Consider the following 12,686-nt stretch of genomic DNA (forward strand, 5'->3'; position numbering starts at 1 on the left):
GGCGGATGGGCGCTGGCGTGACGCTGCGGCGGCCTAGCCGAGTGCCGCGGTGGAGACGACGACGACGAGGTCCTCGACGTTCTCGAACCCGGCGGTCTCCTGGGTGAGCTGGGTGAACGGGATGCCGATGATCGTCAGCCCGTCGAGCGATCCGGTGAACGTACCGGCGGCTTCGGTCACGCTCGCGCCACCGGCCGTCGCGTTCGCGGCCGCTGCGGTGAGGGAGGCGGCGCCGCCGGAGAGGACGGCGTAGCTGCCCGAGGCGGCACCCGCTTCGTAGCTGAGGATGCACACCGTCGGCAGGTCGCCGAGGACCGCGGCCGGAGCGAAGGTGGCCTTCGCAGCGGCGACAGCGGCTGCCGGGACCGCGACGCCGCTGGCTGCGCTGAGCGTGTTGACCTGCTCTTCGGTGCACTTCGTCGCGCCCGATGACGGCTCTTCCTGGGCAGCGTCCTCCGTGGCCTCGGGCGCGGTCGTGGCGCTCGTCGAGGGGTCGGAGTCGGCCGGTGCGTCGCCGCTACTGCAGGCGGCGAGCCCGAAGAGCCCGATGACGGCGACGGCGGCCACCGCGGAGACGCGGAGACGGTGGTGAGCGGAGCGAAGTGACATGGTGGTTCCCCCTGGAATCGTGAGCGTTGACGGATGCTCAGGTCCAGGATGGTGGACCGAGGCGGCAGCCTCAATGGGGACAACTCCCCAGTTGTCGGTCAGGCCCCGGTGCGCATCCACGCCGTCGTGCGGGCTCGAAGCCCGAGGGTGGTCGCACGCGCACCGAGGTAGCCGACGAAGAAGGTGAGCGCCAACCAGGTGAGCCCGGTCTGCCCGCCGGGTGCCCAGGCGAGGACCGCGAGCGCGAACGGCAGGAAGACGAGCGTGTTGAGCAGCCCGGTGATCGCGAGGTACCTCGCGTCGCCGGCGCCGATGAGGACGCCGTCGAGGACGAAGACGACACCGCCGAGCGGGGTGGTGACGGCGAGCACGATGATCGCGGGCACGATGAGCGCCGCGAGGTCGGGGTCGCTCGTGAAGAGCAGGCCGATGACCGGGCTCGCGAGGGCGATGACCAGGCCGAGCACGATCCCCGAGCCGACGCCCCACTGGAGGCAGCGGACGAGGACGGCACGCACCCCTGCGACGTCGCCGGCCCCGAGCCCCTTGCCGACGAGCGCCTGCGCGGCGATCGCGAGGGCGTCGAGCGCGAAGGCGAGGGTGGCGAAGAGGGTCATGACGAGCTGGAACCCGGCGAGTTCGTCGGTGCCGAGGTCGGTCGCGACGAACACGGCGATGAGCATCGCGGCGCGGAGGCTGACGGTGCGGAGGAACAACCATCCGCCGGAAAGGGCCGCGCCACCGAGGCCGGCGCGGTGCGGGCGGAGACTCGCTCCCGTCCGACGCACGTGGCGCAGGACGACGACGAGGTAGGCGACGACCATGCCCCACTGCGCGATGACGGTGCCGATGGCGGATCCCGCGATGCCGAGTCCGAGGCCGTAGATGAAGAGGAAGTTGAGGCCGATGTTCGCGGCGAACCCGGCGCCGGCGACCACGAGGGGCGTGGTGGTGTCCTGCAGGCCGCGGAGGAGCCCGGTCGCACCGAAGACGAGCAGCATGGCGGGGATGCCGAGCATCGAGATGCCGAGGTAGGTGTCGGCCTGCTGGGCGACGGCGTCCGTCGCGCCGAACAGCCCGACGAGCGTGGGGGAGAGGAACCATCCGGCCGCACCGATCACGACACCGAGCCCGAGCGACAACCAGAGCCCGTCCACCCCGAGCGACACCGCGCCGCGTTCGTCGCCGTGTCCGAGGCGCCGGGCGACCGCGGGCGTCGTCGCGTAGGCGAGGAACACCATGAGACCGATGACCGTCTGCAGGACCGCGCTCGCGACCCCGAGGCCGGCGAGCGGCACGACGCCGAGGTGGCCGATCATCGCGGAGTCGGCGAGCAGGAACAGCGGCTCCGCCATCAGCGCCCCGAGCGCCGGGACCGCGAGCCGGAGGATGTCGCGGTCGACAGGCCGCAGCCGTCGCCTGTCCTGTCCCGTGGTCACCCGCCGAGCCTAGCCGCGGGTGGTGACACGCCGCGTCGCCGTCCGAGACGGGACGAGTCGACGGCCTACCGCGCGAGCAGCGACCCGCTCAGGCCAGGGAGATCGCGCAGGCGGATGCCCGTGAGGAAGCCGGCCGCGGCGGCGTAGGCGACCCGCGGTTGGTCGGCGTCCTCGCGGCAGGCGAGGAACAGCGGCACGGCGGTGGCGCCCAGGCGCTCGGCGACGTCGGCGATCTCCGCGAAGCCGATGAGCGGGTCGACCCGGTGGGCGATGCCGGCCATCGTGCGCACGGCGACGCCGTCGGGCTCGGTGCCGTCCTGTGCCAGCCCGGAAGCAGCGAACGAGACCAAGGACGCACCTTCGGACGAGAATCGTCGGCAGGCGTCGGTCAGGGCCCGCTCGACGGCTCGGCTGGTCTGTTCCCCCGACGCTGTACCCGCACCCGCCGTCCTTCCGGCGTCGTCCTTCGGCAGTGCGCGCCGGACCGCATCGAGCGCCCACCCGTGCACGGTGCCGCCGGCCCCGGGGATCGGCAACCAGGACACCGCCGCGAGCACGGCACCTGCGGCGTCCGTCACGACGGAGACCCGGACCGCGGCGGTCGGCTCCTGGTCGTCGCCGTCGGGGGCGTCGATGCTCGAACCCACCGTGAGACCGAGCTCGGGCACGTGCCGGTCGGACACCCACACCGAGGACAGCGCGCGGATCTGGCTGCGGAGCTCCCACGGCAGTTCGCGAGCGGGCAGCAGGATCGAGGTCGTCGGATCCGCGCCGGCGGCTCCCGTCGCGTCGTCCGGACCAGCGGGTTCTGACGCATCCGCCCCGCTGAGGTCGAGCACGAGGTCTCGACCGAGCGGCGACACCCGCCACCCCTCGGGCATGATGCGCGCGTCGCGGGTGGCGAAGACCGCCGGTGTGAGCCCCTCCTGCTCGGCCGCCGTCGCGAACGCCGACACCGCGGCGACTGCACCGCCGGGGTCGCCGATCGGCTCGCCGAGGGCCAGCGCGACGCCGGCATGTTGCTGGTAGGCGACCGCGTGTCCACCATCGGCCGTGACGAACACCCGGTTCTCGGGCCGGATTGCCGAGGCCGCCAGCGGTCCGCCGCCGTGTTCGCGCAGCAGCTGGGCCGCCCTGGCGCGTGCTCGCCGCGCACCGGGACCGATCGCCCCGGGCAGGCGTCGCCTGGTCTGGTTCGCCGCGACCCGGAACGCGTGTCGCGACAGTACGAGGACCACCGCCTGTCCCACCCACAGGACGCTCGCGGAGATCCAGATGGTCGACGCCACGAGCGGCACCTGGGCCAGCCAGGCGAGGGCGATGAGGGCGAGCGTGACCAGCAGGTTGCCAACGGTGAGCACCATCGCCGCCCACCAGGCCCAGCGATGACCACGACGGAGCCAGTTCGCGATCACCAGGATCGCGACGGTGTCGACCCCGACGTCGAGGATGGAGCCCTGCGTCAGGGTGGTCGAACCGAGTGGCCCGTCGAGCGGCACGAGGGTGACGAGCAGCTGCACCGCACCGATGACGAGCAGCCCGGAGACCGCGAAGAGTCGCCAGTCGCGCATGGTCGGTCGTGGGGTCGACCGGTGCTCGCCGAGGAGGAGGCGGGCCGCGATCACGAAGACGACGGTCGTGATGAAGTGCTCGAGGTCGTCGATCTTCCCGACGTAGAGGAGCGCGATCGACACCCACGACAGGAGCAGCAGCCGCCAGCGCAGCCGGTAGGGGGAACGCATGAACGCGGTCGCGGTCGCGACGCAGGCGAGGATGCCGCAGCTCGGACCGACGTCTAGCGTCGTCACGAGGGACTGCGCCCACGGCCAGTCGAGCCGAGCCAGCGCCAAGGCCGCACCGAGGGCCCCGAGGATACCGACGAGATGGCCGGTCACGAAGATCACCGACGCCCGCAGCGTGCCGAATCGGACCTCGACCCACCCGCCGAACACGGCCGCGCCGACGATCGCGACGAGGTAGGCGAGCGGGTCGGCGGTGATGAACATGCCCGTCAGGACCGTCCACCAGCGCCCGGCTTCGAGGCTCGGCACCCCGTAGGCGAACGCCGGGTACCAGGCGGCCTGGTCGATCGGGCGCCACAGGCCGCCGGTCACGACGCCGAGTGCGACGAAGACGGTGACGAAGGCGGTGGTCGCGGGGGTCGTCCGCAGGGCCCAGCGCAGCGGCGTCAGGACGACGGAGATCGCGGCGCGCAGATCGGTGCGGACGGGGGCCGAGCTGGCGGTCCGGGTGGTCGGCGTGTCCATTCGGGCGTCGGCGTCGGTCGTGGCCGGGACCGACCCGGATGGCGACAACAGTTCGTCGAGCTCAGCCTCGGTCATCGACACCGGCGCGCGGTCAGCGGCCGGCTGGGCAGCCCGACGACGAATCCGGAACACGACGACCACCGCGATCACGACGGCCGCGGCACCGGCCAACGCGAGCGCCGCCCAGGAGAAGCGGTGCAGGAACTCCGTCGCGGCACTCCCCAGCACGGTGACGACCGTCACCACGAGCGAGGCCCAGGCGATGCCACCCGCCGCGTTGGCGACGAGGAAGTGCGGGTACGTCATGCGGAACATGCCCGCGAGCGGCCCGGAGAAGATGCGGAGGACGGCGATGAACCGTCCGACGAACACCGCCCACGGCCCCCACCGCCGCATGAGGTGCACCGCGGCGCCCAGCCGCTTCGGCCCCACGTGCTTCGGGAACCTGCGGTTCAGCACCGACAGGAGCCGCCGGCCGTATCGCTTGCCGATCCAGTACCCGATCGAGTCGCCGAGGATCGCACCACCGGCGGCCGCGGCGGCGACGAACACCGGGCTCAGGCCGCTCGACGCGGCGAGGAGGGTCGCCCCGATGAGCACGGTCTCTCCCGGCAACGGCACGCCGAGGCTTTCGACCGCGACGACCAGGAAGACGACGAGGAGCAGGACGCCGGGCGGGAAGTCGGCCAACCAGTCCACGCGGGCTCCTTCCGGCCGGGTGGGTCAACGGTAGTCCCTCGTTCCCCGAAGCGCTCGCGACGCTCCTCCACAGGACTCGGTCCAGAGCGGCACGCCCGCTCTGAGAGAACACCCGAGCCGTGGTCAGGTGCCGTCGCTAGGCTGATCCGCATGACTGACGCGCAGCTCGCCTCCGGCATCGACCGCTCCGAACTCGACCCGGCCGTGCGGCCGCAGGACGACCTCTTCCGCCACGTGAACGGCAAGTGGATGGACCGCACCGAGATCCCCGACGACAAGGCCCGCTGGGGATCGTTCCACCAGCTGGCGGAAGACGCCGAGAACGCCGTCCGCGACATCATCGAGGAGTCGCAGACGAACCCCGACGGCGAGGAGGGCGTGAAGATCGGCGCCCTGTACGCCAGCTTCATGGACGTCGACCGGGCCAACGCCCTCGGAGCGACCCCGCTCGCCGACCAGCTCGCCCGCGTCGCAGCGGTCGACTCCATCGAGTCCTTCCTCCGCCTGTCCGGCGAGTTCGAGGCGGAAGGCGTCGGCGGCTTCCTGCAGCTCTTCGTCGACAACGACCCGGGCAACCCCGAGCGCTACCTCGTCTTCGCCGAACAGGGCGGTATCACGCTGCCCGACGAGTCCTACTTCCGTGAAGACACCTTCGCCGAGATCCGCGACGCCTACCGCGCACACCTCCAGACGATGTTCGAGCTCGCCGGCATCGACGACGCTGCCGCACGCGCCGACCGCGTATTCGCCCTCGAGACGGCGATCGCGTCCAAGCACTGGGACAACGTCGCCACCCGCGACAGCGAGAAGACGTACAACCTGTACTCGTGGGACGAAGCGGCGGCGCTCGCCGCAGGCGCCGACCTCGACGGCCCGAACCTCGCCGTCTGGCGCGACGCGATCGGCGCCGCCGACGACGTGTTCGCCGAGATCGTCGTCCGCGAGCCGAGCTTCCTCGAGGGCCTCGGTGAGCTCCTCGTCGCCGAGCAGCTCGAGTCCTGGAAGGACTGGCTGGCCTGGAAAGTCGTCCACGGTGCCGCTCCGTACCTCTCCGAGGAGTTCGGTCGCGCCAACTTCGACTTCTACGGCAAGACCCTCACCGGCACGCCGCAGCAGCGCGAGCGCTGGAAGCGCGGCGTCTCGCTCGTCGAGGGCATGCTCGGCGAGGCCGTCGGCCGCATCTACGTCGACCGGCACTTCGGCGCCACGTCGAAGGACGAGATGGACGTCCTCGTCGGCTTCCTCGTCGAGGCGTACCGCGACAGCATCGAGAACCTCGAGTGGATGAGCCCCGAGACCCGCACGCGCGCGCTGGAGAAGCTCGACAAGTTCACGCCGAAGATCGGTTTCCCCGTGAAGTGGCGCGACTACTCGGCGCTGGAGCTCGAGGCCGACGACCTGCTCGGCAACGTCCGTCGTGCCAGCCGGTTCGAGATGGACCGAGAACTGGGCAAGATCGGCAAGCCGCTCGACCGCGACGAGTGGTTCATGACGCCGCAGACGATCAACGCCTACTACAACCCCGGCTTCAACGAGATCGTGTTCCCCGCCGCCATCCTCCAGTACCCGTTCTTCGACGCCGGTCGCGACGCCGCCGCGAACTACGGGGCGATCGGCGCGGTCATCGGTCACGAGATCGGGCACGGCTTCGACGACCAGGGGTCGAAGTTCGACGGCGACGGCCGACTCACCGACTGGTGGACCGAGGCCGACCGCGCGGCGTTCGAGGAGCGCACCGCGTCGCTCATCGAGCAGTACAACGCGCTGGCTCCCGCCCAGGTGCCCGACCACCACGTGAACGGCGCCCTGACGATCGGCGAGAACATCGGCGACCTCGGCGGGCTCGGCATCGCCTGGAAGGCGTACCTGCTGTCGCTCGAGGGCGCTGAGCCGCCGGTCATCGACGGCCTCACCGGCGCGGAGCGGTTCTTCCTCTCCTGGGCGCAGGCCTGGCAGCAGAAGGGACGCGACGCGGAGGTCATCCGTCTGCTGTCGATCGACCCGCACTCGCCGAACGAGTTCCGATGCAACCAGATCGTCCGGAACATCGACGCCTTCTACGAGGCGTTCGGCGTCACCGAGTCCGACGCAGCATGGCTCGCCCCCGAGGAGCGCGTCACCATCTGGTAGCGCCGCGTCTCGCGGAGCCTGTCGCCCCCTGCCGATGACCCCAGTAGTGGGACATGCGGGAGACCGACAGACGCTGCGAGAATCACTCTGGAGTCGACGAATCGTCATCCCGATGCACTCGTGAAGCTCATGGCGCGAGACCCGAACAGCGCCTGAGCGGACCTGGTCCGATCCGTCCGGTTCACAGCAGCGTCGCCGTCGATATCGCCACAGCCCCAGCCGTCCCCCGGCCTGGGCGAGGCGGTACCGGCGGCGACGTGCTCCACTCCCCGCGAACCCGTAGAATCGCAGGCGTGTCTAAAGTCTTGAGCAGCCTCCCCGTCGGCGAGCGCGTCGGCATCGCCTTCTCCGGAGGTCTCGACACCTCCGTCGCCGTCGCCTGGATGCGCGAGAAGGGTGCCATCCCGTGCACCTACACCGCCGACATCGGCCAGGCGGACGAGCCCAACATCGGCGCCGTCCCCGACCGCGCCAAGGAGTACGGCGCCGAGATCGCGCGCCTCGTCGACGCGAAGTCGGCGCTCGTCGAGGAGGGCCTCGTCGCCCTTCAGTGCGGTGCGTTCCACATCCGCAACGCCGGTAAGACCTACTTCAACACGACGCCGCTCGGCCGCGCCGTGACGGGCACGATGCTCGTCCGCGCGATGAAGGAGGACGGCGTCGACATCTGGGGCGACGGTTCCACCTACAAGGGCAACGACATCGAGCGGTTCTACCGCTACGGTCTGCTCGCCAACCCGCGCCTGCGCATCTACAAGCCGTGGCTCGACGTCGACTTCGTCAACGAGCTCGGTGGCCGCAAGGAGATGAGTGAGTGGCTCGTCGCCCGCGACTTCCCGTACCGCGACTCCACCGAGAAGGCGTACAGCACCGACGCCAACATCTGGGGCGCAACCCACGAGGCGAAGCGCCTCGAGGAGCTCAGCTCCGGCATGGAACTCGTCGAGCCGATCATGGGCGTGCCGTTCTGGCGTGAAGACGTCGCGATCGCCTCCGAGGTCGTCACCGTCACCTTCGAGGCCGGTCGCCCGGTCGCGCTCAACGGCGTCGAGTACGCCGACGCGGTCGCGCTGGTCCTCGAGGCCAACGCCATCGGTGGTCGTCACGGCCTTGGCATGAGCGACCAGATCGAGAACCGCATCATCGAGGCGAAGAGCCGCGGCATCTACGAGGCCCCCGGCATGGCGCTCCTCCACATCGCCTACGAGCGTCTGCTCAACGCGATCCACAACGAGGACACGGTCGCCAACTACCACAACGAGGGTCGCCGACTCGGCCGCCTCATGTACGAGGGCCGCTGGCTCGACCCGCAGTCGCTCATGCTGCGCGAGTCCATCCAGCGCTGGGTCGGCTCCGCCGTCTCCGGCGAGGTCTCCATCCGTCTGCGCCGCGGCGACGACTACACGATCCTCGACACCTCGGGCCCGGGCCTCAGCTACCACCCCGACAAGCTCTCGATGGAGCGCGTCGGTGACGCAGCGTTCGGTCCCGACGACCGCATCGGCCAGCTCACCATGCGCAACCTCGACATCGCGGACTCGCGCTCGCGGCTCGAGCAGTACGCAGCGGCCGGCATCGTCGGCGGCGCGACCGCGGACCTCGTCGGCAAGCTCGAGCAGGGTGAGGCGCAGGAGATCCTCGGCGGCGAACTCCTCGACCCGACCGCAGACGCCCTCGAGCGCGCGACCGACCTCGCTTCCGAGGGCGCCGCGTTCGACTCCGGCACCGACTAGTCGCACCACGTAACGCCGAACGCCCGCCGCACTCAAGGAGTGCGGCGGGCGTTTCGCTTCGGCGCTGCCTGCCCCAACTCAGGAAGGACGCGGCGTGTCGACCTGTAACCCCGCCGACACACCGGCCGACTCCTGAGTTAGGGATGGCAGGGGTTCACAACTCAGGACCGGTGCGGCGCGTCCCGCCGGACCCGCCGGGTGGCCGATGTGACCCGCCGGGGCCGTCCTGAGTTGTGAACCGGCCAGGGCTACGCGGGGACGGGTGACTCCGCGTGTCGACCAGGTGTTGTTGTGTCCCTCACTCAGGACTGCTGCGGCGTGTCGGGTGTGACACGCCGGCCGGGCGGCGCGACACGCTGAGACGCTCCTGAGTCAGGGACGGCGGCGGAGGACGAGGACGCTGTCGTCGAGCTCGGCTGGCTCGCCGTCGGGCCCGATCGCGGCGCGCGCGACGAGTCCTGCGGTGACGACCTCCCACTCGGTCGCCTCCAGCTCCAGCGAGGCGTGGACCTCGTCGGGCGTCGGGAAGTGCGCGTGCGCGATGTGCTCGGTCGCCCAGGGCGGCGGACCGGCGTGGCCGACGACGAGGAGCGTGCCGCCGGGAGCGACCGCGGACGCTGCACGGCGCAGCACGGCCTCCCGGGGGAACTCGACGGGGGAGTGCAGGAAGGTCGCGGTGACGAGATCGAACGATGCCGACGGTTCCCACTCGACGAGGTCGGCCTGCACCCAGGTGATGCGATCGGCGACCCCCGCCTCTGCCGCGGTCGATGCTCCGAGGGCGAGCGCGCTCGGGGAAATGTCGACCGCGGTCACGGACCAGCCCTGCCGGGCGAGCCAGACGGCGTCGGCGCCCTCTCCACTGCCGAGTTCGAGCGCGTTCCCGGGCACCAATCCGCCCACCTCTCGCTCGAGGGCGGCGTTCGGTTTGCCGCTCCACACCTGGCCGCGGCTGCTGTAGCGGTGCTCCCAGAAGGCGGCGGGATCGGTGATGGCGGGCTCGTGCTCGGAGGTCATGGCATCAGCCTGCCGTGACACCGGCTGCGAACGGCCGTTTCTTGCCGGAACGGCAACGGAGGTTGTCACTGGGCGGCCTTCGACACTTCGACAGGCTCAGTGACCGGGTCACGGATGGGCTGATCCGGTCACTGAGCCTGTCGAAGTGCCCACGCGGCAGCCCTCGACATGCCGGCAGGTCAGGCACGGGTTCGGAACGGGTCCGGTCGCCGCTTTTCGACAGGCTCAGAGACCGGGTTGCGGCTCAGGGACAGGGGCGCTGCTCAGGAGCCGGGTCACGGCTCAGGGGGCCGGGCGCATCGACGCCGGGCCGGACGCATCGACGCGGGCCCGACGCGGCGCAACTCGGGCATAGCCGAGGTGCGCCGCGTCCGGGGTCAGGCGCGGAAGTTGAGCGCCAGGTCGATCAGGAGGCGCGTGCCGTACCCGGTCGCACCCTTCGACCGCCAGGACTCGTCCGACTCCACGAGCATGGTGCCGGCGATGTCGAGGTGCGCCCACGGGATGTCGCCGACGAACTCCGCGAGGAACAGCGCGGCGAGCGTCGAACCGGCGAACCGGCCGCCGATGTTGGCGAGGTCCGCGACGTCCGAGTCGAGCTGCTTGCGGTAGCTGCGTTCGAGTGGCAGCTGCCACAGCTGCTCGTCGGTGGCCTTCGACGACGCGAGCGTCTGGTCGACGATGCCCTGGTCGGTGCCGTGCACGGCCGCCGTCTTCGTGCCGAGCGCCATGATCGCGGCACCGGTCAGGGTCGCGATGTCGACGATCGCGTCGGGCTCCTCCTCGACGGCGAGGCTCAGGCCGTCGGCGAGGACGAGGCGGCCCTCGGCGTCGGTGTTCTTGATCTCCACGGTGGTGCCGTTTCGGAACGTCAGCACGTCGCCGAGCATCGTGGCCGAGCCCGAGGGCATGTTGTCCGTGCACATGAGGAACGCCGTGACGCTGCTCGTGCAGCGCAACTCCTCCAGCGCCGTCATGGCGGACAGGATCGCTCCGGCACCCGTCATGTCCATCTTCATCGCCGCGTGGGACGGGTCGGACGGCTTGAGCGAGATGCCGCCCGAGTCGTACATGATGCCCTTGCCGACGAGCGCGAGGTGTCCTGCGGCTTCGATCGGCGAGCCGTCGTCGTCCTTCGGGGTGTACCGGAGCTTGATCATGCGCGGTTCCTCGACGCTGCCGGCGTTGACGCCGAGCAGGCCGCCGAGACCGAGCTCGATGAGCGCGTCCTTGTCGAAGACCTCGACGTCGAGCCCGTTGGCGGCACCGAGCGTCTCGGCCACCTCGGCGAGGTCGGTCGCCGTGAGGTGTCCGGGAGGCGTGTTCGCGAGGTCGCGGGCGAGGTTCGCCGCGCGGGCGAGGACCTCACCGCGGTGTGCGCCGGTCGCGGTCTCGGGCAGGTCTTCAGCACCGGCGACGAGGTGGAGCGCGACGAGCGGGGTGCGCTTCGTCTCACGCTTCAGCTCGGTGTAGCGGTACCGGGCGAGGAGCGCGCCCTCGACGACGAGCTGGCCGGCGGAGGCCGGGTCGAGGTCGAACGAGCGCGCCACGTCGAGGCCGATGCTCGCGAACGAGGATGCCGCACGGGCGAAGGCCGCAGCGATGTCGCGGAGGGCTGCCGGGGTGCGCTTCTCTGGGGCACCGGCGCCGACCGCGATGTACGTCGGGGCGTCCTGGCTGGGGATGACGAGCGTCTGGCCGATCTCGCCGGTGAACCCGGCGCGGGTCAGGGCCGCGCGGTCCAGTCCGAGCGCGGCGGGGATGTCGTCGCCGGCGCCGGCGCCGTCGGCTGCGGGGGCGACGGCGAGGCCGATCGCCTCGACGCCCTCGGGGAGTTCGATCGCGACGCTCAGCTCGACCGCCTCGGCGTCGAGTGAGGGGGTGCGGGAGAAGGTCGGCGGGATCAGCTTGGTGGGGCGGGATGGCATGCAGCGTCCTTCGTCTCGGTGTCGGGCTGGATCCATCGTATGGGCCTCACCTGGCCGCTGACGCGAGGGGTCTGGCAGGATGCCGGGATGGGTGCATGGGGAACGGCGATCTTCTCGAACGACACAGCGTCGGACATCCGTACCGAGTACCGCGAGTACGTGCAGGACCGGGTGCCGGACGACGAGGCGACGCGACGGACCATCGCGTCCTTCGCCCACCTGGTGGAGCGCGAGGACGGCGAGCTGTGGATCCCGCTCGCGGCCGCGCAGAGCGAGGTCGGCCGACTCGATCCCGACGTGCGGACGCGGGCGCTCGCGGCGATCGATCGCGGTGCCGACCTCGAGCTGTGGGCTGAATCAGGCCCGGGGGAGGTCGCCAGGCGGGCCGCGGCCCTCGACCGCCTCCGCGAGAAGCTCCTCGGCCCGCAGCCCGCAGCGAAGCGCCTCCGCCAATCGTGGCGCCACGTGGAGGACGACCTGACGCCGGGCGATGTCCTCGCGTTCACGGCGCCGAACGGACGGATCGCCCTGTTCCGGGTCGCCGGCATCCATCGGTCCCGACACGGCGACTCACCCGAGCTCGACGTGCTCGACTGGGTGGGCGAGCAGATCCCCGGGCCGGAGACCCTGGCGACGCTGCGAGCGAAGCGCGAGCCGGCCTCGGGCAATCTGCCGGAGCGTCCGGTCGTCTGGCAGCCTCACCGCTTCCGCAAGACGGACCCGCAGTGGCACGAGGTCGGCTTCGTCCGTGTCGCACGCCTCGAGGGGTGGCCGAACCGGCCGGGCCAGACCCCGGGCCACTCCGGCCTCTGGCGGGTGCTCAACCTGGTCGTGACCCGCGACCTCCTCGACGGCACCTGGTGA

The 12,686-nt window shown here is 71.1% G+C and carries 8 protein-coding genes; 3 read left to right on the forward strand and 5 right to left on the reverse strand.

What is annotated here, in order from left to right; all coding sequences use genetic code 11:
- Window positions 1-33: 33 nt before the first annotated feature.
- The 3 genes from IFR14_RS01890 to IFR14_RS01900 form a co-directional block, all read right to left on the reverse strand.
- Window positions 34-609, reverse strand: coding sequence for a hypothetical protein (locus IFR14_RS01890; RefSeq protein WP_191940033.1), 576 nt, complete (start codon window positions 607-609; stop codon window positions 34-36).
- A gap of 98 nt (window positions 610-707) precedes the next feature.
- Window positions 708-2,048, reverse strand: coding sequence for an MATE family efflux transporter (locus IFR14_RS01895; RefSeq protein WP_342365622.1), 1,341 nt, complete (start codon window positions 2,046-2,048; stop codon window positions 708-710).
- Window positions 2,049-2,113: 65 nt separating this feature from the next.
- Complete coding sequence (locus IFR14_RS01900) at window positions 2,114-5,014, reverse strand: VTT domain-containing protein (RefSeq protein WP_191940034.1); 2,901 nt, start codon at window positions 5,012-5,014, stop codon at window positions 2,114-2,116.
- A 150-nt stretch (window positions 5,015-5,164) separates the two neighbouring features.
- On the opposite strand from IFR14_RS01900, the gene IFR14_RS01905 reads away from it, so the two are divergent.
- The gene (locus tag IFR14_RS01905; protein ID WP_191940035.1) at window positions 5,165-7,144 is read left to right on the forward strand and encodes a M13 family metallopeptidase; all 1,980 of its coding nucleotides are present in this window, start codon (window positions 5,165-5,167) and stop codon (window positions 7,142-7,144) included.
- A gap of 293 nt (window positions 7,145-7,437) precedes the next feature.
- Window positions 7,438-8,877, forward strand: a complete 1,440-nt coding sequence (gene argG, locus IFR14_RS01910) for an argininosuccinate synthase (protein WP_079704472.1) — start codon at window positions 7,438-7,440, stop codon at window positions 8,875-8,877.
- 372 nt (window positions 8,878-9,249) lie between these two features.
- Here argG and IFR14_RS01915 read toward each other — a convergent pair whose 3' ends face one another.
- Window positions 9,250-9,894, reverse strand: a complete 645-nt coding sequence (locus tag IFR14_RS01915; RefSeq protein WP_191940036.1) for an SAM-dependent methyltransferase — start codon at window positions 9,892-9,894, stop codon at window positions 9,250-9,252.
- A gap of 377 nt (window positions 9,895-10,271) precedes the next feature.
- Entirely contained in the window at window positions 10,272-11,822 is a 1,551-nt protein-coding gene (locus IFR14_RS01920) for a leucyl aminopeptidase (RefSeq protein ID WP_191940037.1), read from the reverse strand.
- 87 nt (window positions 11,823-11,909) lie between these two features.
- On the opposite strand from IFR14_RS01920, the gene IFR14_RS01925 reads away from it, so the two are divergent.
- Window positions 11,910-12,686: a hypothetical protein gene (locus IFR14_RS01925; protein WP_191940038.1), complete on the forward strand. Its 777-nt coding sequence runs from the start codon at window positions 11,910-11,912 to the stop codon at window positions 12,684-12,686.

It is taken from the genome of Plantibacter sp. CFBP 8775 (assembly GCF_014839505.1).
GTDB lineage: Bacteria > Actinomycetota > Actinomycetes > Actinomycetales > Microbacteriaceae > Plantibacter > Plantibacter auratus.

Coding starts and splice junctions, on each gene's coding strand:
- IFR14_RS01905 (WP_191940035.1), top strand. CDS start 5,165: ATGACTGACGCGCAGCTCGCCTCCGGCATCGACCGCTCCGAACTCGAC.
- IFR14_RS01890 (WP_191940033.1), bottom strand. CDS start 609: ATGTCACTTCGCTCCGCTCACCACCGTCTCCGCGTCTCCGCGGTGGCC.
- IFR14_RS01925 (WP_191940038.1), top strand. CDS start 11,910: ATGGGTGCATGGGGAACGGCGATCTTCTCGAACGACACAGCGTCGGAC.
- IFR14_RS01915 (WP_191940036.1), bottom strand. CDS start 9,894: ATGACCTCCGAGCACGAGCCCGCCATCACCGATCCCGCCGCCTTCTGG.
- IFR14_RS01920 (WP_191940037.1), bottom strand. CDS start 11,822: ATGCCATCCCGCCCCACCAAGCTGATCCCGCCGACCTTCTCCCGCACC.